Annotated in this window: 19 protein-coding genes; 10 read left to right on the top strand and 9 right to left on the bottom strand. The window is 61.9% G+C overall.

The features are described from left to right. Positions 1 to 16: 16 nt before the first annotated feature. Positions 17 to 253 (bottom strand): hypothetical protein, encoded by a 237-nt coding sequence (locus RV1423_RS12400; protein ID WP_034296917.1) that lies wholly within the window; start codon positions 251 to 253, stop codon positions 17 to 19. A 136-nt stretch (positions 254 to 389) separates the two neighbouring features. Between RV1423_RS12400 and RV1423_RS12395 the strand changes: the two genes are divergently transcribed. The 3 genes from RV1423_RS12395 (at position 390) to RV1423_RS12385 (ending at position 3,241) form a co-directional block, all read left to right on the top strand. Continuing rightward, complete coding sequence (locus RV1423_RS12395; RefSeq protein WP_034296915.1) at positions 390 to 1,130, top strand: AraC family transcriptional regulator; 741 nt, start codon at positions 390 to 392, stop codon at positions 1,128 to 1,130. Between the two features lie 110 nt (positions 1,131 to 1,240). After that, positions 1,241 to 2,185 (top strand): DMT family transporter, encoded by a 945-nt coding sequence (locus RV1423_RS12390; protein WP_034296913.1) that lies wholly within the window; start codon positions 1,241 to 1,243, stop codon positions 2,183 to 2,185. Positions 2,186 to 2,305: 120 nt separating this feature from the next. Beyond that, positions 2,306 to 3,241, top strand: coding sequence for an HDOD domain-containing protein (locus RV1423_RS12385; protein ID WP_034296912.1), 936 nt, complete (start codon positions 2,306 to 2,308; stop codon positions 3,239 to 3,241). Positions 3,242 to 3,262: 21 nt separating this feature from the next. Here RV1423_RS12385 and RV1423_RS12380 read toward each other — a convergent pair whose 3' ends face one another. Both RV1423_RS12380 and RV1423_RS12375 read right to left on the bottom strand, forming a co-directional pair. Then, a complete protein-coding gene (locus RV1423_RS12380; RefSeq protein WP_051516654.1) occupies positions 3,263 to 5,326 on the bottom strand; it encodes an FUSC family protein in 2,064 nt (687 codons plus the stop codon). Positions 5,327 to 5,426: 100 nt separating this feature from the next. Then, positions 5,427 to 6,335, bottom strand: a complete 909-nt coding sequence (locus RV1423_RS12375) for a LysR family transcriptional regulator (protein ID WP_197034931.1) — start codon at positions 6,333 to 6,335, stop codon at positions 5,427 to 5,429. Between the two features lie 149 nt (positions 6,336 to 6,484). Here RV1423_RS12375 and RV1423_RS12370 point away from each other — a divergent pair, with 149 nt between their 5' ends. From RV1423_RS12370 to RV1423_RS12355, 4 genes are all read left to right on the top strand, one after another. Next, positions 6,485 to 7,975 carry a succinate CoA transferase gene (locus tag RV1423_RS12370; RefSeq protein ID WP_034296907.1) on the top strand — a complete coding sequence of 497 codons (1,491 nt, stop codon included), beginning with the start codon at positions 6,485 to 6,487 and terminating at the stop codon, positions 7,973 to 7,975. Positions 7,976 to 8,336: 361 nt separating this feature from the next. After that, positions 8,337 to 9,947: an ATP-binding protein gene (locus RV1423_RS12365; RefSeq protein ID WP_034296906.1), complete on the top strand. Its 1,611-nt coding sequence runs from the start codon at positions 8,337 to 8,339 to the stop codon at positions 9,945 to 9,947. A 13-nt stretch (positions 9,948 to 9,960) separates the two neighbouring features. After that, the gene (locus RV1423_RS12360; RefSeq protein WP_034296904.1) at positions 9,961 to 10,416 is read left to right on the top strand and encodes a response regulator; all 456 of its coding nucleotides are present in this window, start codon (positions 9,961 to 9,963) and stop codon (positions 10,414 to 10,416) included. Next, positions 10,413 to 10,796, top strand: a complete 384-nt coding sequence (locus RV1423_RS12355) for a response regulator (protein ID WP_034296902.1) — start codon at positions 10,413 to 10,415, stop codon at positions 10,794 to 10,796. The genes RV1423_RS12360 and RV1423_RS12355 overlap by 4 nt, the downstream gene beginning before the upstream one ends. On the opposite strand, the gene RV1423_RS12350 is transcribed toward RV1423_RS12355, so the two are convergent. Further along, positions 10,793 to 11,539 carry a glutamine amidotransferase gene (locus RV1423_RS12350; RefSeq protein ID WP_034296900.1) on the bottom strand — a complete coding sequence of 249 codons (747 nt, stop codon included), beginning with the start codon at positions 11,537 to 11,539 and terminating at the stop codon, positions 10,793 to 10,795. The genes RV1423_RS12355 and RV1423_RS12350 overlap by 4 nt on opposite strands. Before the next feature lie 176 nt (positions 11,540 to 11,715). Here RV1423_RS12350 and RV1423_RS12345 point away from each other — a divergent pair, with 176 nt between their 5' ends. Both RV1423_RS12345 and RV1423_RS12340 read left to right on the top strand, forming a co-directional pair. Next, positions 11,716 to 11,973 (top strand): DUF1488 family protein, encoded by a 258-nt coding sequence (locus RV1423_RS12345; protein ID WP_034296899.1) that lies wholly within the window; start codon positions 11,716 to 11,718, stop codon positions 11,971 to 11,973. A 304-nt stretch (positions 11,974 to 12,277) separates the two neighbouring features. Beyond that, complete coding sequence (locus RV1423_RS12340; RefSeq protein WP_231502232.1) at positions 12,278 to 14,509, top strand: bifunctional diguanylate cyclase/phosphodiesterase; 2,232 nt, start codon at positions 12,278 to 12,280, stop codon at positions 14,507 to 14,509. Between the two features lie 24 nt (positions 14,510 to 14,533). Here RV1423_RS12340 and RV1423_RS12335 read toward each other — a convergent pair whose 3' ends face one another. Both RV1423_RS12335 and cls read right to left on the bottom strand, forming a co-directional pair. Continuing rightward, entirely contained in the window at positions 14,534 to 15,454 is a 921-nt protein-coding gene (locus RV1423_RS12335; protein WP_034296898.1) for a hypothetical protein, read from the bottom strand. 43 nt (positions 15,455 to 15,497) lie between these two features. Further along, a complete protein-coding gene (gene cls / locus RV1423_RS12330; RefSeq protein WP_081768800.1) occupies positions 15,498 to 16,922 on the bottom strand; it encodes a cardiolipin synthase in 1,425 nt (474 codons plus the stop codon). 280 nt (positions 16,923 to 17,202) lie between these two features. Between cls and RV1423_RS28540 the strand changes: the two genes are divergently transcribed. Beyond that, positions 17,203 to 17,595: a hypothetical protein gene (locus RV1423_RS28540; RefSeq protein WP_051516653.1), complete on the top strand. Its 393-nt coding sequence runs from the start codon at positions 17,203 to 17,205 to the stop codon at positions 17,593 to 17,595. Here the strand turns inward: RV1423_RS28540 and RV1423_RS12320 are convergent. The 3 genes from RV1423_RS12320 to RV1423_RS12310 all read right to left on the bottom strand — a co-directional run bounded on the left by RV1423_RS12320 (position 17,589) and on the right by RV1423_RS12310 (position 22,473). Beyond that, entirely contained in the window at positions 17,589 to 20,198 is a 2,610-nt protein-coding gene (locus RV1423_RS12320; RefSeq protein ID WP_034296894.1) for a sulfite reductase flavoprotein subunit alpha, read from the bottom strand. The two genes, RV1423_RS28540 and RV1423_RS12320, sit on opposite strands and share 7 nt — an antisense overlap. Positions 20,199 to 20,358: 160 nt before the next feature. Beyond that, positions 20,359 to 21,519, bottom strand: coding sequence for an MFS transporter (locus tag RV1423_RS12315; RefSeq protein ID WP_051516652.1), 1,161 nt, complete (start codon positions 21,517 to 21,519; stop codon positions 20,359 to 20,361). Positions 21,520 to 21,621: 102 nt separating this feature from the next. Next, complete coding sequence (locus RV1423_RS12310) at positions 21,622 to 22,473, bottom strand: alpha/beta hydrolase (protein WP_034296893.1); 852 nt, start codon at positions 22,471 to 22,473, stop codon at positions 21,622 to 21,624. Between the last annotated feature and the right edge of the window lie 4 nt (positions 22,474 to 22,477).

Genomic DNA, 22,477 nt, shown 5'->3' with positions numbered 1-22,477 from the left:
TGTCGCAAAGAAATGGCTACTTTCCTAGGCCATCGCCGGTTGGCAGTGGCTGAGATGCAGGTTTGTCCGGCGTCGGCGCCGGCGTTGTGCAGATGTCCCAGAGCGAAACGGGAAGAGGGATGCGGCCGATGTCTTTTGCAAAGACCCAGGCCGCACTGATCAGGCACGCGCCGACGACGAGCAGGATTGCAGCGACTTGCAGATTGGATAGTCCGGACGCCGGTCGGCGCGGGTTGTTGGCTTGGTTTTGCATGAGGGGGCGATGGAAGAGCGAAGCCGAATTATAAAAAAATCCTCGCTGCGACAGGTGCGGCAAATTGTCACAGCGTCTCGCATCGCATGCCCTGCGCAAACCGGAAGAGGCTGTGCGGGCGGCGTAAAATAATGCTATGGATACACCGCAACTTCTGACATTGCGCACTTATGGCGCCGATGGCCCGCTGCATCATCATGACCATGTGCAGATCGTCTTGCCCATGCAAGGCGAGATGGAGATCGAGGTCGGCGGACGCGGCAGTAGGCTCGATCTCACGCGTGCCGCATTCGTCGCGCCCGACATAGGCCATGCGCAATCGGCGCAAGGTCCCAATCGTTTCCTGATTCTCGACTGTAAGCTTGCCGACATCGGCGACGACGCCGCTGAACGCCTGCGCATCCAGACTTTCTTGCCGATTCCGGCTGCGGTGCGGCGGCTGGTCGAATTCATCGACCTGAGCCGCGTTGACGGCGCGGCCGGACATGCCTTGCCGGAATCCGTCATCCGCCACTGCTCGCCGCTGCTGCTTGCGGCATTGACCGCGTCGCCGCAGCGGCAGTCGCGTTTGCAGCCCTTGCTCCTGCGTATCGAAGCGGCGCCGGGACAGGCGTGGACCGCAGCCCGCATGGCGCGCGTCGCCAATCTCAGCGTCAGCCGCTTGCATGCCTTGTTCAAGGCCGAACTCGGTCGCACGCCGCAGGAGTGGCTGTCCGACTTGCGCGTGCGCTTCGTGCAGGATGCGCTGGCCGGTTCGGATCTGCCGTTGGCCGAACTGGCCTTGCGCGCCGGTTATTCCGATCAGAGCGCTCTCACGCGCGCGATGCGCCGCACCACCGGCATGACGCCGGCAGCCTATCGTCGCCAGCATCGGTAATAGCGCCCTGGTTTTACATCAATAGCCTCGGCCCATTTTTTGCGAGACGCAGTCAAGACGCGCGCCGGACGTTTCACTATCCTCCCAGGCATGGTGAAACGAGGTGGCACATGAAAAGCAATATTCTGGTGGGCGTGGGCAACGGCGTGACGGCGGGAGCGTTCTGGGGACTGGTGTTCCTGGCGCCGCAGGTGCTGGGCAATTTCAGCGCGCTGCAATTGTCGGCGGCGCGCTACCTGGCGTACGGCGCCGTGGCGGCGTTGCTGCTGGCGGCGCGCTGGCGTGCGGTGGCGCCGCGTCTGGGGCGCGCCGAATGGGGCGCATTGGTGTATCTGAGCCTGCTCGGCAACATCCTGTATTACGTTTTTCTCGCCAGCGCCGTGCAATGGGCGGGCGGTGCATCGACATCGCTGATCATCGGCCTCCTGCCCGTGGTGGTGACGCTGGTCGGCGCGCGCGACGAGGGGGCGATGAAGCTGTCGGCATTGATGCCGCCGCTGGCCTTGTGTCTGTTCGGCGTCGGCCTGGTCGGCGTGCATGCCTTGTCGACCGAGACCGGCGCAAGCGACCTGGCCACGCGCGCGGCAGGCTTGCTGTGCGCCTTCGGCGCGCTGGCGTCATGGTCGGTCTATTCGGTGCGCAACAGCCGCTGGCTGGCGCGCCGTCCCGATATCTCGTCGCACGATTGGTCATTGCTGACCGGCATCGTCACCGGCGCGCTGGCGCTGCTGCTGGTGATTCCGGCGTTCTCGCATGGCATGGCAGGACATGACGGCGCCGACTGGCTGCGCTTCTGGGCGGTCGCGGCGACGGTGGCGATTTTTGCGTCGGTGGTCGGCAATGCGTTCTGGAACCGTGCCAGCCGCCTGTTGCCGCTGACGCTGACGGGGCAGATGATCATCTTCGAAACCCTGTTTGCGCTGCTCTACGGTTTCTTGTGGGACCGGCGCTGGCCGAGCCGGCTTGAAGTGCTGGCGATCGTCTGCCTGGTGAGCGGCGTGCTGTGGTGTGCATCGCTGCATCGCCGCCGCGATGCGCGTGCGCTGCAGGTCTGACGACGGCGCTGCGCAAGACTTCTGGCTGAAGCAATCCGATAGCTGCTAACATCGCGAAATCGAACTGGAATAAAAGAAATCAAAGACCGTTATAGTTGCCATCCAGAACATTTCCCTTCCATGTCCAATTTCATTGATCCTACCGATTTCGAAGCGTTGAAACAGGACGACGCCCTGCCGTCGCCCAGCGGTGTTCGTCTCAACATCATGCGCATGTGCCGCCAGGAAGAGGTTTCGTTGCCTGATCTGGTCATGCAGATCCAGGCCGATCCTGTGCTGGCGGGCCGCATCATCAAGATCGGCAACGGCGCCTCCGTCAACAAGGGCCGTCCGATCATCGCCATCAGTAAGGACGTGCTGCTGATGATCGGCCTGGACGCCGTGCGCCAACTGGCGCTGGCGATTTCACTGACGGCCGAGCGTCGCGATGGCGGCTGCGCCGGTTTCGATTACGGCCGTTTCTGGGCGCGCACCGTGGCCATGGCCTGTGCCGCGCAGGCGCTGGCGGAATACTACGGAGAAGCGCCGCCGAGCGAGATGTTCGCCAGCGGCCTGCTCGCCAATATCGGCAGCCTGGGGCTGGCGTCGGCGCGGCCGGACGCTTATTCCAAGGTACTGGCCGCACATGTCGACATCAGGGAATTGCCGGCCGCCGAGACGGCGGCGTTCGGTTATACACATCTCGATCTGGCCGCGGCGATGATGCAGGACTGGGATATTCCGCGCCTGTTTTGCGAAGCGGTCCTGCATCACGAGTTGCCATCGCAGTCGAGTTTCGATGGCGAGTCGCGTCAATTGCGGCTGGCAGAAATGCTGCATGTCGCCGCTGCGATCGCCGACTATTGCGTCGCCTCCGAGGAGGCGCGTTTGCCTGCGCTGCAGGCTTTGCTCGACGCCGGTCCGCCTTTGGGCGGAGAAGTCGACCATGTGGTCGCCATTTGCGATCGCGTAGTACGCGACTGGGCTGAATGGGGCGTCATGGTCAAGATCACGGTGCAAACCTTGCCGCCTACGCGTGAAGTGATGACGCAACTGCAGGAACAATCGGCGAAATAGGCAAAGTCCGGCGCGTCGCTTTTACCGCAGGTGCAAGTCCGGATACATCGCCGCTGCCAGCAGGCACACGGTTTCCACCACATCCGCCTGTGCCGGACCGTGCATTGCCGGTCGTTGCTGCAACAGCGCGGTGCATGATGTCGCGGCAGTCAGGCGGCGCCCGAACAGTTCACTCATGCGTTGCAGCCAGCGATCGAGTTCGGCGTCGGTATGGTCTGCCTCTCCCATCCTTGCATTCAGCCAGATATGCGTGGCCGCACCCGCCAGCCGGCGCGAGAGGGCGACGCTGGTGCGCGCGCGCTGGATCAGGCGATCATTCATGCCCTGTTCGCGCAGCATCCTTTGCAGCAACAGGCCGCTTTCGATATTCGCCACGCAGGCTTCGCGTCGGCGCGTCCGCATTTCCCCTGCGTCCGGCGCCGACTGCAGCGCGCTGCGCAGGTAGGCAAGATTGACCAGGATCATGTCCGACAGGCTGCGATGCAGATTGACGGGTTGCCGGCGCGGCCACAGCAGGTAGGTGGCGGCAATGGCGGCCACGGCGCCGATCACGTTGTTGCCGGCGCGCAGCAGTGCATTGCTCAACTGTTGTTGCGGATCGCCGGCAACATCGGCGATCAGGACGAATACCGGCGTCAGAAAGGTGGCATACAGCCCGTAGCTGACCGGACGCAATCCCATCGACAGCGCCGACAACGGAAACACCAGCAGCGCCAGCACCAGCGGCGAGTGGATGAACATGCACAGCACCACCGCCAGCAAGCCGCCGACGACGCTGCCGATGGCGCGTTCCATGCTGCGCGTCCAACTGTCGGCAATCGACGGTTGCATGACCAGCATGGTGGCCATGGTGGCCCAGTAGCCGAACGGCAGGTCGAACACATGGACGATCAGGTACACCGCGCCGGCTGCCGCGGCGCAGCGCAAGCCATGCCGGACTTCGGCGGAGCCGGCGCTCAGGTGCAGGCCGGCGATGCGCAGCAATTCCATTGCGCCTTGCTTCAGCGACGCCGGCGGTACGTCAGGCCGCGCCGCGCGCTTCCAGTCCGCCAGCACGGACAGGCCATTGCTGTCATGCAGATCGGGAAGTTGCAGCAGTTGCGCTGCTTTCGGCGGCATGCGTCCGACCAGTTGCAACAGGCGCAGGACGGCGCGTGCATCTTCGGCGCTGTCGCCTTCATCCTTGCCGGATGCGTTCGCCATGCCGCGCTGGATTTCCTCAAGCAGCAGGGCCATGGCTTTCAGGATGCGCGAGATGCGTCTGCGCGAATCCGGGCTTTCGTAGGGCGACAGATTCAGGTCGCCGAGCGCCGTGATGCAATCGAGCAGCGAATCGGCGCGCGCCAGCTTGATCAACAGGTTTTCGTACAACTGCCGGGCGTCGGCGCGGTCCGCCGCCACCGCCATGAGCGTCGCACGCGCAGCGGCGATGTCGGCGCGCGCATGACGGCGCGTCTGGGCGGCGCTTTCTTCCGTGGCGCCGCTCTGACCCGTATCGCCGCCCAGGCGGGCAAGCTCGGCCAGCGAGCCGTAGACGCGCGCAACAGCGCTGCGCGCGGGTGCGAACGGATGGATGCGCCACACAGTTAGTCCCAGCAGCGTGGCCCAGGCACAGCCGGAAAAATAGATCAGCACATGGTTTTGCTGCAAGGGCAGTGCAACGATGGGGAAATCGGCCAGGATGGCCGAGACGCCCGCTGCCAGCATCAGCACCAGGCCGGTTGCCGCGCCATAGATGCGCGCGAAGCCGGCGATGCAGGCGATGCACATGATCGCCAGCAAGCCGGCCGTCATGCCTGCGCCCGACAAGGTGGCGGCGAACATGCCGCCCAGCGTCGACGCCACGGCAAAGCCGCCCATCGAAGCCAGCCGTGCGCGATTCGAGCCGGCGCTGTCGGCCAGGCAGGTCAGGAAGGCGCCGATGGCGGCCCATGAAAACAGGGGATTATGCAGCCACTCGCCCAGCAAAATCATGGTGCCGGCACCGAAGGCGGCGCGCAGGCCTTCCGACAGGCTGGCGTTGCGCAAGGGATAGCTGGCGGCCCAGCGCCGGACGGTAGAAGCGAAAAGGGGGAGCGGGGGCATGCTGGCGGATGGCGGAAACCGAAGAGGCGTCAATGTGGCAGTATAGAAACAGCCTGTCAGTGCCGGTATGACTTACATGGCGCTCATCCAGTCGAAATTTTCATGCCGGCATGGGCGCCCCGGCCTTGCCGCCGGCAAACAGTTCTTCGCTCAGCGCCAGCCAGGCGCGTGCAGCATGCGACAGGTAGCCGCCGCGCGTGACGTAGGCGACTTGCCACTGGACTTCCGGTTCGGCCAGCCGCACCGATTGCAACTGATCGGTGGCGAGGCGGTGGATGAAAGGCTCGGGCAGCAGCGCCACGCCCATGCCGGCCAGCGCCATCGCCACCAGCCAGTCCCACTGGCCGCTCTGGGCGACGATTTCCGGTTCGATGCCGGCGTTGCGGAACATGTTGCGCAGCGCGCGCGTGAGGCCGAATTCATTGTTCAGCAAGACCAGCGGCATGCCGCCGAGCGCCTTGCAGGGCAGGGTCTGCAGGTTTTTCCGGAAACGTCCGGTCTGCGCCACTGCCCAGATCGGATAGCGCGCCACCGGCGTGACGTTCAGTTCCAGTTCGGGGGCGACCGGCAAGACCGTCATGCCGATTTCCAGCGTGCCGGCGGCAACGCGTTGCTCGATTTGCGGGCCGGTATCTTCCGTCAGCGTGATGGCGATGTCGGGATGGCGTTCGCGAAAGGCTTTGAGCACCGGCGTGCACAGGATGTTGACCATCGGCGGGATGCCGATTTCCAGATGGCCCTGGCGCAGGTTCCTGGTATTGTCGACCTCGGCATGAAGGCGCTGGACGTTGCCGAGAATCTGTTGCGCCTGCTCGTACACGATGCGTCCGGTGTCCGTCAGTTGCAGATTGCGGCCGGAGCGAATCAGCAGCGGCGTGCCGATTTCTTCCTCAAGCTGGCGCACCATCTTGCTGACGGTCGATTGCGTCACATGCAGGATGTCGGCGGCGCGGCTGAAGCTGTTGAGCCTGACAGTTTCCGAAAAGTAACGCAGGGTGCGGATGTCCATGGATATCGGAGGGATGAAAAGAAGTATGCGAAAAACGACTGAAAAGAAGTAGTTTAAATCATACAGGGCATGATTTGCCGATTCTATACTCGATCAAAAAAGATGGCAGAAATCCATTCTGTCTTTCCAAAAACGAGTAGGAGAACCTGATGCATTCCGAACGTATCCAGCCCGCGCTGGCCGATAAAGTCATGTCGGCTACCGAGGCAGCCCGTCTTTTTCACACCGGCATGACTATCGGCATGAGCGGCTTTACCCGCGCCGGCGACGCCAAAGCCATCCCGCGCGCGCTGGTCGAGCGCGCCAAAACCGAAGAATTGCGTTTCACCGTCATCACCGGCGCATCGCTGGGCAACGACAGCGACGGACTGATGGCCGCAGCCGGACTGCTGGCGCGCCGCCTGCCGTTCCAGGTGGACAGCGTGCTGCGCAAGAAAATCAATGCCGGCGAAGTCATGTTCATCGACCAGCACTTGTCGGAAACCGCCGAGCAGTTGCGGTCCGGCATGCCGGCGCCGGTCGACATCGCCGTCATCGAAGCCATCGCCATCACCGCCGAGGGCATCATTCCGACCATGTCGGTGGGCAACTCGGCCAGCTTCGTCCAACAGGCCCGGCAGGTCATTGTGGAGATCAACACCAGCGTGCCGATGGCGCTGGCCGGCCTGCACGATATCTATTTGCCGCAGGACCGGCCGGGACGGCTTCCGATTCCGTTGACCGCGCCTGAACAGCGCATCGGCGTCGCGGCAATTCCGGTCGATCCGGCGCGTATCGCGGCCATCGTCGTTACCGACACTCCCGACAGTCCTTCCAGCGTATTGCCGCCCGACGCCGAAACCAATGCTATCGCCGGCCACGTGATTGCTTTTCTCGAAGGCGAAGTAGCCGCAGGGCGCATGGGACCGGACCTGGCGCCGCTGCAGGCCGGCATCGGCACTATTGCCAACGCGGTGCTGCATGGCCTGACGAAATCCTCGTTCCGCAATCTGACGATGTTTTCGGAAGTGCTGCAGGACAGCGCCATCGAGTTGCTCGACTCAGGCCAACTGGTTTGCGCCTCGGCGTCGTCGATCACGCTGTCGTCGGCCATGAATGAAAAATTCATGCGCGACATCGACTTCTATCGTTCGCGCATCGTGCTGCGTCCGCAAGAGATCAGCAACCATCCCGAGCTGGTGCGCCGACTCGGCATTATCGCGTTGAATACGGCGCTGGAATTCGACATCTACGGCAACGTCAACTCGACCCATGTCGGCGGCACCCATATGATGAACGGTATCGGCGGTTCGGGCGACTTTGCGCGCAACGGCCAGATTTCGATTTTCGTCACCAAGGCAATCGCCAAGGACGGCGATATTTCCAGCGTGGTGCCGATGGTGTCGCACGTCGATCACACCGAGCACGACGTCGACGTGCTGGTCACCGAATTCGGCTTGGCCGATCTGCGCGGGCTGGCGCCGCGCGAGCGCGCGCCGCTGATCATCGAACATTGCGTTCATCCCGATTATCGCCAGCCGTTGCGCGATTATTTCGCACGCGCCTGTAGCGGCGCCGGCGGTCATACGCCGCATATTCTGGCCGAGGCCCTGTCATGGCATGAGCGTTATGCAGCGCACAAAACCATGCGTGCGGCCTGATTGACGACAATACCCGCCGCCTACGCGGCGGTATTGTCTTTCTGCCATTTTTAGAACGCATTCCATCAATAGGCGTGAAATGAGTTCTAACTTTCCTCCTTTCGGCAGAGACTGTTTCCTTCCTTCCCGTCGCCAGAAAAATACATGGCGGTTTGAAATCGTTTGTGAGACGATTGCCCATAAATAACGTTGTTGGCATAGACGTAACTTTCGGTAACGTCTATGCAAGATGCGGGATTCATTCTTTGCAAATCCTCGCGAGAATCCATCAAGAAAAAGAAGATGGGCAAGGGGACAAACCGCCCATCAGGGGACGTGCCGATTCATTGCTGACGTGTTTTTCCGGAGAGAGAAGCCGTTTATGAAGCTATTCAAAAAAGGCCTGCTGCTGGTTGCGATTCCCGGCGCATTCGAACTGGGTTTGTTGGGGATACTCTATACGAGTCAGGAAAACGCGAGGCAGGCGGAGATGTGGTCCCTGCATAGCAAGAATGTCATCATCCAGGCGACGGAGGTGCGCGAGCCGGTGCTGCTGCAGTCGGCCCGCCTGCGCGCGGCGATCATCCTCAGCAACCCTTCAGAGCTCGGCAAGAGCGACCTGTGGGACAGCATCGAAAAGGAAATCGGCGAACTGCGCGATCTGGTGGTCGACAATCCGCAGCAATCGCAGGCAGTCGATCGGATTCGCGCTTCGGTGGAGCAATACCGTCAATGGACCGATATCCAGAGCGATTTGCTCAGGAACGGCAAGCGCGATGAATTGATTGCGGGCTTGCGCGATCCGAAGGCAGTCTTCCTGATTCAGGTGATCCAGCGGCAACTGCGGGATTTCATGAAAGTCGAGGACGGGCTGGATCAGGAGCGTCAACTGCAAGTGGCGGAGGCGCGCAAGCTGCAGAACATTGCACTGATCGTTGCTCTGATCGGATCGATTCTGGCAGCGGCCGCGGCCGCGCGGATTTTCAGCAGGGACGTCGGCGGCCGTCTTTCCGTGCTGACCGGCAATGCGCATAAGCTCAGCGAAGGCGGCGTGCTGGCCGAACGCGTCGGCGGCAACGACGAGATTTCCGAACTCGACAAGGTATTGCACGAAAGCAGCGCCCGTCTGAAGCAGGCCGAGGAAAATGCGCGCCAGTATCGGGAAGATCTGGAGCGGCACGCGCGCGAGCTGACCTCACTCAATGAAGATTTGCAGCGCCAGACGCAGGACAATGAGATGTTTATCTACAGCGTGTCGCATGACCTGCGCTCGCCGCTGGTCAATCTGCAGGGTTTCAGCAAGGAGTTGCATCACGCCATTCGCGAATTGCATGACACCATTTCGGCAAGCGATCTCAGCGACAATGACAAGCAGCGCATCCATGACCTGATCGAGGACGACGTGGAAGTCTCGCTGAAATTCATCCGCACCGCCGTCACGCGCTCGGCGTCGATCATCGATTCCATGCTGCGGCTGTCGCGCGTCGGCCGCGTCGAGTATCAGCCACAGTTGACCAACGTCGACGACGTCGTCGGGCGCGTGATCGATGCCATGAGTAATACCATCAGGGAACGCCAGGCGCTGGTGGTGTCGCAGCCATTGCCGCCGTGCTACGGCGACCCGACTGCGATCGAGCAGATTTTCGGCAACCTGATCGGCAATGCCATCAATTATCTTGATGCCAGACGGCCTGGTACGGTAGAAATCGGTGCGTTGCCCCCGGACCCCGGCCAGCCGGGTTTTCGCACCTATTATGTCAAGGACAACGGCCTGGGCATCCCGGCTGATTATCTGGGCAAGATGTTCTCCGCGTTCAACCGCCTGCATGCCGATGTCGCCCAGGGAGAAGGCGTCGGCCTTGCCCTGATCAAACGCATCGTGATGCGTCATGGCGGCAAGATCTGGGTGGAGTCGACCGAAGGCGTCGGCACCACGTTCTACACCTCCCTGCCGATACGGCCGGCCGAACAGGCCGAGGGACAACTGGCTTAAGGAGAAAAGACACATGGCTGATAAAGAAGAAGTGGGCATCGTGCTTGTCGAAGATGATGACGGCCATGCCTTGCTGGTGGAAAAAAACCTGCGTCGGGCTGGTTTGTCGAACGGTTTCCTGCGTCTCAAGGACGGTCAGGAGGCGCTGGATTATTTTTTCAACGCCACCGGCGCGCCTGTGCAGCAACGGTTTGAATCCCTGGTGGTGCTGCTCGACGTCAACATGCCGCGCGTGAGCGGGGTCGAGGTTCTCAAGCGCATGAAGGAAAACGAAGCCACGTCGAGCATCCCCGTCATCATGCTGACCACCACCGATGATCCCAGGGAAATCGAGCGCTGTTATGAGTACGGCTGCAATCTCTACATCACCAAGCCGGTGGAATACGATGCCTTTATCGAAGCCGTGCGCCGTCTCGGTTTCTTCTTGCAGATCATCAAAGTGCCGTCCATGGTGCGTAGCGTTATATGAGCGTATCGGAACCTGCCATTTTGATCGTTGACGATGATGAAGGCCTCCGTATGCTGGCGCGCCGTCGTCTGGAAAAGCGCGGCTACAAGGTCAGCAGCGCCGGCAGCATCGCGCAGGCGCGCAGCCTCTTGCATGACGGCGCTTTCGACTTGCTGGTGATCGATTATCAGTTGGATGAAAACATGAGCGGCCTGGATTTCTACAAAGAGTTGTGTGAGCAGGACATGACCATTCCTGCCGTGATGTGCAGCGGCTTTTCCGACGAGGATCATTTGCGCGAAGCACAGCGATGCGGCATCGCGCGTGTGTTGCCCAAGTCGCAGGATTACCTTGATGAACTGCCGGACGTGGTGCAACAGGTGCTGGAGGGGAAGATTTAGGGCTGGTCCGCTGTAGCAGGTTCTGCCGCGACAGCGGCGATGCTGGCGAGCCAGCCGTTCCAGAAAGCGCGCGCGGCTTGCTGGAAGTGGTTTCCGTATTCGTGCGTACCGGAGCGCAAGGCAGCCAGGCTGGCTTCCCGGGAGTGGGCAATTTCATGAGCATGGCCGATCAGCCATTGCTCCACCATGCGCACGTCGAATTCAGGATGGAACTGCAGCGCCAGGCAATTGCGTCCCCACGAAAACGCCTGGTTGCGATAGCGGTCGGTTGCGGCCAGGTGCTTGGCGCCCGTCGGCAGGTCGAAGGTATCGCCGTGCCAATGCAGCACGCGGGTATCCTCGCCGATCAACTCATCAATGCAGGGCAGCGCGTCGGCATGTTCGCCCGGTTGTAGCGATCCCCAGCCGATTTCCTTGCCCGATGCGCCCGGATAAACGCGCGCATGCAAGGCTGCCGCCATCAGTTGCGCGCCGAGGCAGATTCCCAGTGTCGGCAGATCGTCCAGCAGACGCCCGCGCAGCCAGGCGATTTCGGCGCGCAGGTAGGGATAGGCTTCCACCTCGTATACCGCGATCGGCCCGCCCAGCACCACCACCAGATCCGCGTCGAGCGGCGAGATGGCCGAGAACGAATCGACGCCGACTTCGAAATAGCTGACATCGAAACCGCGCTTCGTCAGCAGCGGTTCCAACTGTCCCAGGTTTTCAAATGAGACATGGCGCAAGGCCAGGGCTTTCTTCATGGTTGCTTCCTGATGGCGTTAGGCTTGATTCGACATGGGTTGCCGTCTCTAGAGCGGCATGTTTCGCTATATTTTAGCGTATATAACGATGGCGATGAAAATTCGTCGTATGCGCTGATGATCGGGCGACGGATGTGGTACGATGCGGCCCCTCAGAAACGTCTATCCGAAGCGGCATGTCGAAACAGTTTTTGCTTGAAAATCCCAGGGACGCCGGCGACGACCGCGTGACTTTTGTCATCCGCAACAACGGCACCGTGCTGCCGGGTTTCGTTTCCCGCGCCACATTGATCGCCATTGGCGGCCTGACCAGCAACAACATCGTGGCGCTGTACACCGAACATCGCGCCCGCATCGCCGAAGCGGTCAGGAAGAAGATGGCGCAGCCGGGCATGCGTCAATATATTTCGCTGGGCCTGACAGACCTGCAATAAATTCTCCCACCGGCCAGCGGATATGACGAACGGCAATGTTGCAAGGCGCTTGTAAGCTCGCGCTGATATTTTCGTGCGAAATCCTCGGGCGGCGTGCCGTCATGCTAATCTAGCGCCTGCGCGTTACCACGCGCCATAAAAAGCTGGATGCACAAGACGAAGAGCCGCCACTGCGGCCATCGACCGTGACCAACGGTCGGCAATCTTCCACCCACACGGAAGAAACGGAAAATAATTATCGGAGACACAGGCAGCACGCAGCGACCGGCGACAGATCGGAGCGGGGCCTGATACGGGAAACAGATTGAGAGCATTACAGAGACGACTATCGAATGCGTTTGTCGCCATTCAGGCGCGCTATGGCCGTTCGCCGCAGGCGAGGATGCCGCATCCGCCGAATCATTCGCCCATCCATCCCCGCATACATAGCGACGCCATCCCGCACATCCCGCATCGCGCGTCGGTCCCGCCTCAGGTGACGCATGAAGACCTCGGCCTCGGTTTCCGGCATTTTGCGGAGCAGTCGCTGGTCGGTGTGTATGTGCTTGCCGGCGATGGCCGCGTGTTGCAGGCCAACGATAAAATGGCGGTAATGCTTGGCTACGGACTGGGCGCAGAACTGGTCGGCCTGCATATCGCCGACCTGACCGCGCCGGAAGATCTGGCGCTGCTGCGGGACAGCCAGCGCAAGCGTCTGGACGGCGCGGAAACGCATGTGCGTTCCACCTACCGTATCCTCAGCCGCAATGGCGAGCGCCATTGGGTGGAAGTACATGGCAGTGTGTGCCGGCATCAGGGAACGGTCGCGCTGGTGGACATGGCATTGGACGTCAACCAGCAGGTGCAATCCGAATGGCAGTCGCGCTTGTCCGACCGCGTGTTCGAGTCCGCCAGCGAAGGCATCCTCATCACCGATGCCGAGTTCCGTATCCTGGCGGTGAATCCTGCCTTTACGCGGATTACCGGTTACCGCCCGGAAGAAGCCATGGGCAAACGTTCGCGCATGATGACCGGACCCAGCGCGCAGGCGGAGATCAATCGCGGCATGCTGGAGCGCCTGGCGTCGGACGGTCATTGGCAGGGCGAGATGAAGGACCGGCGCAAGGACGGCAACTGGTACCCGGCATGGTTGTCGATCTCGGCGATACGCGACAATCAGGGCGGGATCTCCAATTATGTCGGCGTCTTCACCGACAACACCATTCGCAAGGAAGCCGAGACCAGGCTGGCTTTCCTGGCCGATCACGACAGCCTGACCGGCCTGCTCAACCGTAACAGCCTGATGCGGATTTTCGCGCAGCAGATCGAAGCGGCGCAGCTCGCCGGAGAGACGCTGGTCTTGTTCTTCATCGATCTCGATCGTTTCAAGACCGTCAACGATACGCTCGGCCATCATGCCGGCGATCAGTTGCTGATGGCGGCGGCCGAACGTCTGCGCGAACAGTTGCGTCCGGACGATGTACTGGCGCGTTTCGGCGGAGATGAATTCGTGGTGGTGCTGGGCGGCTCACCGCCGCAGGACATCATCGCCGCGATTGCGCGGCGCCTGATCGGCAGCATCCTGCGTCCTTTCGTGATCAACGGCCACGAGATGTTCATCAGCGCCAGCATCGGCAGCGCCGCGTATCCCGAACATGGCGACGATGCGATCGCCATCCTCAAGAACGCCGATATCGCCATGTACCATGCCAAGGAGCGCGGCAAGAACGCCTTCCAGTTGTTCAACAAGGAGATGAGCAATCATGCGCTGGAACAGATGCTGCTCGAGAACAGCCTGCGCCACGCGTTGGAGCGCAAGGAATTTGAGCTGTATTACCAGCCGCAGTTTTCGGCGCACGACGGGTCCGTCTGCGGCGCCGAGGCGCTGATCCGCTGGCGCCATCCGACGCGTGGCATGGTGGCGCCGGACATGTTTATCTCGTTGGCAGAGCAGACCGGGCTGATCGTTCCTCTGGGCGCCTGGGTATTGCGCGAGGCTTGCCGCCAGGGCAAGGCATGGCTCGATGGCGGCTATCAGTTCGGGCGCATTGCGGTGAATCTGTCGCCGCGCCAGTTCTCGTCCGACGATTTGTTGGCGACCATCGACGACGCGCTGGCGCAAAGCGGATTGCCCTCCGCCATGCTGGAGCTGGAAATCACCGAGGGCGCCATCATGCAGAATCCGCAGGAGGCCGTGGTGCTGTTGAAGCGCATGCGCGAACTGGGCGTGACGATTTCGGTGGACGACTTCGGCACCGGTTATTCGTCGCTGGCCAGCCTCAAGCAATATCCGCTCGACACCCTCAAGATCGATCGCAGCTTCGTCAAGGGCATTCCCACCGATCCCGACGACATCGCCATTACCGAAGCCATCATCGCCATCGCGCACAAGCTGCATCTCAAGGTGGTCGCCGAAGGCGTCGAGTCGCAGGAACAGCATGATTTCCTGCGCGCCGCCGGCTGCGACATCATGCAAGGCTACCTGCATTCGCAACCGGTTTCCGCCAGCGAGATCGAAGCGCGCTGGCACCTTGGTGCAACGCAGGCCGGGGCCTGACAGGCGCACGATGTTGAACGCGCGCTAGTCGGGTGCCTTTTCCATGTTCTGGCGCGCATACTCCTTGCGTTTCATCGCCAGGTATTCATTCTTGTCGAGCTCATGCAACTGGCGCGGATAGCGTTCGGTGGCGCTGAACCAGGCTTGCAGGCGTTGTTCGAGTTGTTGCGTCGGCGACATCGCCAGACCGCTCAGGTAAGCGTCGATGGCGAGGTAATAGCGCATGGTGTTGCGTTCGACGGTGCCGCGCATACCCCCGATGTAATCGGGTTTGCCTTTGTCCGGTTTTCCCTGCAAGGTGAAACCGACCTTGTCGCTGCCGATGGTTGCCAAGTAGGCGCGCAACGCCACGCGGCTGGCCAGTCCGTAGGAATAGGAATACGTCAGGTGCAGGAAGCTGCGGCCGTCGGCAATCGGGATCACCTCTAGCTGTATGCGGTAGTCGCGCGTATCGATCGGTCCTTTGTCTGCGCCGAGACGGATGTCGAAATAATCCTCGTTGTTGGCCGCGATGCGATAGCTGAAATCGAGACGGTAGGTGTCGTCCAGCGCCTGGTCGTGCTTCTTGCCGATGCGCATGCTCAATGTTGCGGGATGCGGGCCGACGCCGGCACGGCAGTATTTGGTGTTCAGGTGCAGGATCAGCACATCGCACCAGCTTGCCGGAGAGATCAGCGCGCCGCGCACCTGCGCGAACGGATAATCGACCACGGCGTAGATGTCGCCCTTGACGCTGGACGTACTCTCGGTCGAGTTGAGGTAAAGCGGTTGCATGAACTGGTTGTGCGTCAATTGCGTTTGCAGAGCCTGGTATTGCTCTTGCAGCGCAGTCGCGCCGGAAGGCGCGTCGGCGGCGCCGGCGTGTGGGGAAAGCGATGCCAGCCATGCGGCGGCCAGGACAGCGCCCAGGCACTTTCCAAGACAAGCGCCGACGTGCGCAAGCATGTGCCGGGATGGCAACGGACAAGAACGATGCATACGGTTTCCTCTATAGCCAGCGCGCCCACAAGCCGGCGCCGAATTCCTTCATGCGGTCGCTGATGGGGCGATCTTTCCAGGCTTCCAGCGTGATTTCCTTCGATGCCGCGAGATCGCGGTCGAACAAGGCTTGCAACTGCGCGCCGAATTGCGGGCCGAGAATGACGGCGTTGATTTCCTGGTTGTAGACGAAGCTGCGCCAGTCGAGGTTGGTCGAACCGATGGTCGACCACACGCCGTCGATCAGCGCCGTCTTGGAGTGCAGCAGGGCGTCCTGGCGTTCGTAAATCCTGACGCCGCCTTCCAGCAATTCAGTATAGAAGGAATGCGAGGCGTACAGCACCAGCGCCGAATCGCTCTTGCCCGGCAACATCAGGCGCACGTCGACGCCGCGTTTGACGGCATCCTTCAACGCCGCGCGCAATTGCGGATCGGGGATGAAATAGGCATTGGTCAGGTAAACCAAGGACTCGGCGTGCTGGATGGCGGAGATGAACGTCGCGTAGATCACGCTGTAGGGATCTTCCGGCGAGCTGCCGATGCCGCGCACGATTTCGCCGCCCTTGCTGGCGATTTTCGGATAGTAGTTCCTGGCGGCGAGTTGCGGGCCGTGCTGCTTTTCCCAGGTGTCGATGAACATTTTCTGGAATTCGGCGGCGACCGGACCGTCCATGCGCACCTGCGTGTCGCGCCAGGGCGCCATGTCCTTGCCTTCGTCGTCCTTTTTCCTGAACTTGCGGAACGAGCCGCTGGAATACACGCTGCTGATGTTGATGCCGCCGACGAAGGCGGTCGTGCCGTCGACGATCAGCAGCTTGCGATGGTCGCGCTGGTTGACTTCCCAGCCTTTGCGCGCCAGAGCCGGATTGACCGGATTGAATTCGAGCACCTGGACGCCGGCGTCGATCAGCGGCTGGAAGAATTCGCGCGGCGTGTTGAGCGTGCCGACGCTGTCGTACATCAGGTTCACCTGTACGCCGTGCTTTTGCTTGTCGATCAGCAGGTCGGCGAATTGCTTGCCGGTGTCGTCGTTCTCGAAAATGTAGGTCTCCATATTGATATGGTCGCGCGCTTCGCGGATAGCCGAGAACATCGAGGCGTAGGTGGCGGGGCCGTCGATCAGCAGCGTGACTTTGTTGCCGGCGACCAGCGGCGAACCGGTAATGGCTTCTTCCACTGCCAGATGTTTTTCCAGGATCAGGTTTTCCTGCTTGGCGTTTTTGAACTTGTCGAGCACTGCCTGGCTTTGTTCGGCGCTGAGGATGCCGCGACCGCCCTTGATCTGTATCGTCTTGGCCGGCTGGATCCCCATGTCGGGCACGATGCGCGGCAAGGAGCCGCAACCGGCCAGCGCCAGCGAAGCGGCGAGCAGCAGCGGGCAGGCGAGGCGTGAAATGGCGCGGTCAATCATGTGCTTGTCTGTTGTTGGTTTCATCGTGACGATCCGGCAGGCAATGATCGGCGGTAAGAATCATGTCTTGAGTATAGGCTCACTCCCGACGCACTTGCGCCTTGCCGTGGCCTTTGATACCGTGAAACGGCGGAGTCCTACAGTAAAAGGGGAAAGTTGCCTACAGTGTCGGTTGCAGTTGCGGCGGCGCAGCGGATTTTTACCGGATGTTTACCCGGACAGTCTGTCTTTTTAGATGTTCTTTATAAAAAGCTGGCTAAGCTTGCCTCGTCACTTACTCGACGACAGGTTTGCTATGAATCCCATGGTGTGGAGAAAACGTTCTTCCGTGCTGAACAAGCTGCTGTTTCCGCAGGTGTTGCCGTCGCTGATGGCGAACACGCCGGCGGCGCCGTCCGGCGCCTCCCGGCCGGACGGATCGGGACAGCATAAGCCGGTGGCGTTTCCCAAGCAGCGCGAACGCATGATGCATATTACGGTGGAGAGCAGCGATGTCACGCGCTTGCGCCACGTCGTCATGGAAAGCTGCGGCTATTGCGTGTGCTTCATGCGCATGTCGCCGCTGGATCATGCACGCAAGATGCAACTGTGCCTGTGCGTACAGGCCGAAGCGGTGCCGATTGTAATGGATGCGGTGATGTGGGCGCTGCCGCAGGCCGAGTTCGGGCTGCGGCAGCAAGATAACAATTATCAATAGACATCGCGGCGATAGCGGCCCTGGGCGATGAGATCGTCCAGCGCCGCTTCGCCGAGCAGCTCGGACAAGGCGGCGTCGATGCCGGCGGCCATGCCGTCGAGGCTGCCGCAGACGTACAGCACCGCGCCTTCGCTGATCCATGCCTTCAGCATGTCGGCTGCCTGGCGCAGCTTGTCCTGGACATAGATGCGTTCAGGCTGGTCGCGTGAGAAGGCGATGTCGACGCGGCTGAGCATGTCGTCCTGCATCCATTGCTCGATTTCTTCACGGTAGAGGAAGTCGTTGGCGCGCTTGCGTTCGCCGAACAGCAGCCAGTTGCGGCGCTGGCCGCGCGCGATGCGTGCGCGCAGGTGGCTGCGCAGGCCGGCCAGGCCGGAGCCGTTGCCGATGAAAATAGCCGGGCCGGGTTCGGGCGCCAGCGCGAAGCTGTTGTTTTCCAGCAGGCGCATGTCGACGGCGTCGCCCGGCTGCGCGTATTCGGTCAGCCAGCCCGAGGCCAGGCCGAAGCCGTCCTCGTGCGCCACCTGCCGCACCAGCAGGTGTACGCGTCCGTCTTCCTGCACCGACGCCACTGAATACCGGCGCGACGCCAGCGGCTGCAGGCTGTCGGCCAGCGCTTGCGGAGCAATGTCCGTAATGTCTGATTTGGCGGCGGGCAGCACGCTGCGCGCAAGGGCATCGGCGAGCTTACGCGTCGCACCTTGGTGCCGCACGGCGATATCGCCATCCAGTCCGACGCGTTCAAGGAACAGCGCAATGCGGTCGGGCGCGTGGCGCGGCAGCATTTCCGCCAGCGCGCCGGATTGCCATTGCGGGTCTAGTCCGGCCGGCGATTCGAATTCCAGATGGTAGATGCCTGAACCGCAACTGCCGGGATTGAGCAGTTTGCGTTCACGCAGGATCCAGCCGGCATAAGCGGCTTCCGGTTCCTTTGCTGGCGCTTCTTCCAGCGGTGCGCCGCCGGTCAGCGCCGCGAGTTCATGCTGCCATCTGGCAAGGTCGGCCGGTGCATTGTTGTCGACCTCGATCATCGGGAAGAATGCTTGCGCGCCCTGGCTGCGCAGCCAATGGTCGAGGCTGTGGCCGAAGCCGCAGAATTTTTCGTAATGGCGGTCGCCCAGCGCCAGCAAGCCGTATTGCACATGGCTTAGCGCGCCGCCTTGCTGGTGCGCGAGTTGTCTGGCGAAGCGGCGCGCGCTGTCGGGCGGTTCGCCTTCGCCGAAGGTGCTCGCAACAAACAGCGCGCGGTGGAAGTGGCGCAGGCGTTCCGGATCCAGCATCGCTAGCGATTGCACGGTCACCGTCACACCGGCTTTTTGCAGGACGGCAGCGGTGTGCAGGGCAATGCGTTCGGCCTGGCCGGCTTGCGTGGCATAGGCCAGCAGGATGCTTTCCTCGTCTGGAGCCTTGTCTCCGGCCGTGACGGCGGGCCTGATCGTCGCCGTCCCGCTTTGATCGAGCAGCGCACGTTCGGCGCGCACTGCGCGTTTCTTGCGGCGGCGGTCAAGGTACAGCATCCAGCCGGTGATGCCGAACAGCGGCATGATCAGCGCGGCAAGCGCCATGACGATGCGCCCCGGCAGGCCGAAATAGGTGCCCATGTGCAGCGGATAAATGGCGCCGATGAAACGTCCGCCGCGACTCTTGTCGGCGAATCGTTCATTCTGCCTGACCTCGCCGCTCAGGGGCAGGATGGTCAGGCGGTCGCGCGCGCGTTCGTGGGCGGCATCGGGCGGCAGGTAAGTGAACTGGATTGCCTGCGCGGCTTTTTCCGGCAGGCGCATGCTGACCAGCGTGTACGGACCGGCTTCACGCTGGAAGACGCTCCAGGCCAGCGTCAGGTCAAGCGGGGCGGGTGGGGTTTCGGCTTTTTCGCCCTTGTCTTTCTTGTCCTTCTTCTGCGGCGGCGCCATGCGCATCGGCGTCTCCTGGCCCGCCAGCGCATTCACGCCTTGCTTGAACCAGTCGAACGCCCAATACATGCCGGTGGTCGTGAAAATCACATACATCACCAGCGCCCAGGTGCCGATCACCGAATGCAGGTTCCACAGAAAAGAGCGGCCGGACAAGCCGAAATCCAGTCTGAACCACGCGCGCCAGTTGAGCGCGCGGCGCGGCCAGCGCATGTACAGGCCGGACAGCGCCAGGACCAGCAGGCACATGGACAGGCTGCCGGCGACGACCTTGCCGTTGTCGACCGGCAGCAGCAGCCAGCGGTGGAAGCGTTCGATGAACTCAAAGAATGCATTGCCGGCCGGCGGCGGCAGCAGTGCGCCGGTATACGGATCGGCATAGCGCAGTTCGCCGCGGCGCACGCCGGGCGGTGGGGCGAAATTGATGCGCGCGGAAGCGCCCGGTTCGGCGTAGAGCGTGAGGTTGGCTACGCGCTCGTCGGGAACGGCGGCGTGCAGGCGTTCGATGATTTGCTGCGGGGTCAGGACTGCTTGCTGGCGTGCGGCGACATGGACGACGCCGGGATTGATCCAGTCGATGATTTCTTCGCGGAAAGACAGGACGGCGCCGGTAACGCCGATCGCCATGAGGACGGTGCCCGCAGTGATGCCGATGAACCAGTGCACCTGGAACCAGATTTTCTTGAACATGTTTTTCTTTGATAGGCAGGCTGGCGGCGAGTTTGTCTGGCGCCAGCGAGCGGAAAGGCGTTTCCCTAAAGCGCTCTATTATAAATGATTTGGAGAATGAGAATTATTCCGATATGTATCAGGATTGTTTCCGAGATACCGGTCGAATGTTTGTTTCTTGTCATTGGGTTGCGGCGCCGTCGCGCTGCAGAAGCAGGCTGGCGAGGATCATCGCGGCGACCAGCAAGGCCACGGGCAGCAGGCCGCGATGCAACAGGAAGCCGGCGAGCTGGGTGCCGATTCCCGACAAGGTCAGCGCCAGGAACATCAGGAAACCTGACGCTAGGCTGGTCAGCGATTTCGGCACCGACAACGCGCGGGTGACGGTGGATGGGCCGCGCAGGCCCAGGCCGGCGCAGAACAGCATCCAGCACAGGATCAGCGGCGCGACATGGCGTTGGTCCAGCAAGCCCAGCGCAATCAACCCGGCCACCGACAGCAGTTGCACGGCCGCGCCCGACTGCATCAGCTTGTAGATGCCGCAGCGATGCGCCATGGCGCCAGCGCGCGAAGCTGCGACGATGAAGGCCGATACGCCGCAGACTTGCATCAGCGCAAACATGCCGGGACCGTATCCGCTCCATTGTTCGATCAGATGCGGCGCGCTGGCGACGAAAGTGACCAGCGCGCCGAAGGTCAGTCCGTATACGGTGGCGTCGCGCAGATAAATGCGATTCTTCAGCAGCGCGGCGTAGCTGACGGTTTCATCCTCGGTATGCAGCACCTGGCGTCCCGGCACCAGCGTCAGGATGAACGGCAACAGGCCCAGCGCCAGCGTCGCTACCAGCCAGAAATTACTGCGCCAGCCCGACACCAGCAGGATGCCGGCGCCGATCACCGGCGCAACCGCCGGGATGATGGATTCGGCGATGCTCACCCAGGAAATCGCGCGCATTGCATCGGCGTCGGCAAAGCGCCGCCGCAGCAGCACCGGCACCACCACCGTCGCGGCGCCCGCACCGATGCCTTGCACGGCGCGATAGATGATCAACGCATTGACGTCCGATGCCAGCGCGCAGGCGACGCCGGTGGCGGCCAGCAAGGCGATGCCTGCCAGCAGCGTGTTGCGCATGCCGAGCCGGTCGGCCAGCGCGCCCCACAGCAGTTGCGACAACGCCAATGTGATCATGAATGAGGAAATCGTCGCCTGCACGGCAGGCACATCGCTGCCGAGATCAAGGGCGAGATGGGGCAACGCGGGCAGATAGAGATCGGTGGTCAGCATGCCGACGCCGGTCAGCGCGGCGAGCGGGACGATTTGCAGCAAGGGAGGACGGGACATCGATAACGAACAGCAAAGCAGAGTGGGGAATACGGCAGCGCGCAACCGAAAACCGTATTCAGGAGAAGAGGCATGATAACACTGCGTTGCGGGTTCTCCGCCTCAGTTTCCGATCATCGCAACCAATGCGCGCGCCAGTTCGCCGTCCCTGTCGCCGAACTTGTCGATCACGTCGAGATGATGGCCGTCCGACAGTCTGACTCGCTGCACGGAGAAGCCCGCATGCGCCAGGCGTTCGGCATAGGCGGCCATCTGGCGGTGGAATTCCGCCGACTCGGTGCCGCCCGCGGTCAGCACAACCGGCATCGTCGTCGGCGGCAGGTGATGCAGCGGACTGAATTGCGCCACTTGCGGTTCATCGAGACGCAGCGTTTCATTCAGGTAGCACAGGCGTATAGGTTCCAGATCGTAAAGGCCGCTGATGCAGCAAAGTCCTTTGACGGCGTCGGCGGGAAGGTTGAAAGCATGCCAGTCCGTGCTTGCCAGCATCGCCGCGAGATGGCCTCCGGCCGAGTGCCCGGCGACATGCATGCGTTGTGGGTCGAAGCCGAGCGTCGCGGCTTGCCGGTACAGCCAGGCAAAGCCTGCGCAGACATCCGCGACGATCCCGGGCATGTCGACTTCGGGGGCGAGGCGATAGTTGAGCAGGGCGACCGCGATCCCCGCTTGCAGGTAAGGCGCGGCGACGTGGCTGAAGCCGTCCTTGTCCAGCGAGCGCCAGTAGCCGCCATGCACGAACACCAGCAGCGGCGCATTCTCTTCCTCGGCGGGGAAATAGTCCAGGGTCTGCAGCCGGTGCATGCCGTAATGGAGGTTGGTGCGCGCCGTGTGTTGCTGGCGATAGGCTTTTGCCTGTGCATTCCAGCGGTCGAAAATGTCCTGGAAGCGTGCAATGCCGATGCGCACGTTGTATTGGCGGTCGAGTTGTTCGCGGTCGTAGTGCAGGTACTGCATATGA

The organism is Herbaspirillum sp. RV1423 (assembly GCF_000577615.1).
Lineage (GTDB): Bacteria > Pseudomonadota > Gammaproteobacteria > Burkholderiales > Burkholderiaceae_D > Herbaspirillum.
Note: the sequence above shows the minus strand (reverse complement) of the source record. Positions and strands in the feature narration are given on the sequence as shown.

What these genes read in the sequence shown, in the direction of transcription:
- RV1423_RS12400 (WP_034296917.1), bottom strand. Translation starts at nt 253, where the DNA reads ATGCAAAACCAAGCCAACAACCCGCGCCGACCGGCGTCCGGACTATCC.
- RV1423_RS12395 (WP_034296915.1), top strand. Translation starts at nt 390, where the DNA reads ATGGATACACCGCAACTTCTGACATTGCGCACTTATGGCGCCGATGGC.
- RV1423_RS12390 (WP_034296913.1), top strand. Translation starts at nt 1,241, where the DNA reads ATGAAAAGCAATATTCTGGTGGGCGTGGGCAACGGCGTGACGGCGGGA.
- RV1423_RS12385 (WP_034296912.1), top strand. Translation starts at nt 2,306, where the DNA reads ATGTCCAATTTCATTGATCCTACCGATTTCGAAGCGTTGAAACAGGAC.
- RV1423_RS12380 (WP_051516654.1), bottom strand. Translation starts at nt 5,326, where the DNA reads ATGCCCCCGCTCCCCCTTTTCGCTTCTACCGTCCGGCGCTGGGCCGCC.
- RV1423_RS12375 (WP_197034931.1), bottom strand. Translation starts at nt 6,335, where the DNA reads ATGGACATCCGCACCCTGCGTTACTTTTCGGAAACTGTCAGGCTCAAC.
- RV1423_RS12370 (WP_034296907.1), top strand. Translation starts at nt 6,485, where the DNA reads ATGCATTCCGAACGTATCCAGCCCGCGCTGGCCGATAAAGTCATGTCG.
- RV1423_RS12365 (WP_034296906.1), top strand. Translation starts at nt 8,337, where the DNA reads ATGAAGCTATTCAAAAAAGGCCTGCTGCTGGTTGCGATTCCCGGCGCA.
- RV1423_RS12360 (WP_034296904.1), top strand. Translation starts at nt 9,961, where the DNA reads ATGGCTGATAAAGAAGAAGTGGGCATCGTGCTTGTCGAAGATGATGAC.
- RV1423_RS12355 (WP_034296902.1), top strand. Translation starts at nt 10,413, where the DNA reads ATGAGCGTATCGGAACCTGCCATTTTGATCGTTGACGATGATGAAGGC.
- RV1423_RS12350 (WP_034296900.1), bottom strand. Translation starts at nt 11,539, where the DNA reads ATGAAGAAAGCCCTGGCCTTGCGCCATGTCTCATTTGAAAACCTGGGA.
- RV1423_RS12345 (WP_034296899.1), top strand. Translation starts at nt 11,716, where the DNA reads ATGTCGAAACAGTTTTTGCTTGAAAATCCCAGGGACGCCGGCGACGAC.
- RV1423_RS12335 (WP_034296898.1), bottom strand. Translation starts at nt 15,454, where the DNA reads ATGCTTGCGCACGTCGGCGCTTGTCTTGGAAAGTGCCTGGGCGCTGTC.
- cls (WP_081768800.1), bottom strand. Translation starts at nt 16,922, where the DNA reads ATGAAACCAACAACAGACAAGCACATGATTGACCGCGCCATTTCACGC.
- RV1423_RS28540 (WP_051516653.1), top strand. Translation starts at nt 17,203, where the DNA reads ATGGTGTGGAGAAAACGTTCTTCCGTGCTGAACAAGCTGCTGTTTCCG.
- RV1423_RS12320 (WP_034296894.1), bottom strand. Translation starts at nt 20,198, where the DNA reads ATGTTCAAGAAAATCTGGTTCCAGGTGCACTGGTTCATCGGCATCACT.
- RV1423_RS12315 (WP_051516652.1), bottom strand. Translation starts at nt 21,519, where the DNA reads ATGTCCCGTCCTCCCTTGCTGCAAATCGTCCCGCTCGCCGCGCTGACC.
- RV1423_RS12310 (WP_034296893.1), bottom strand. Translation starts at nt 22,473, where the DNA reads ATGCAGTACCTGCACTACGACCGCGAACAACTCGACCGCCAATACAAC.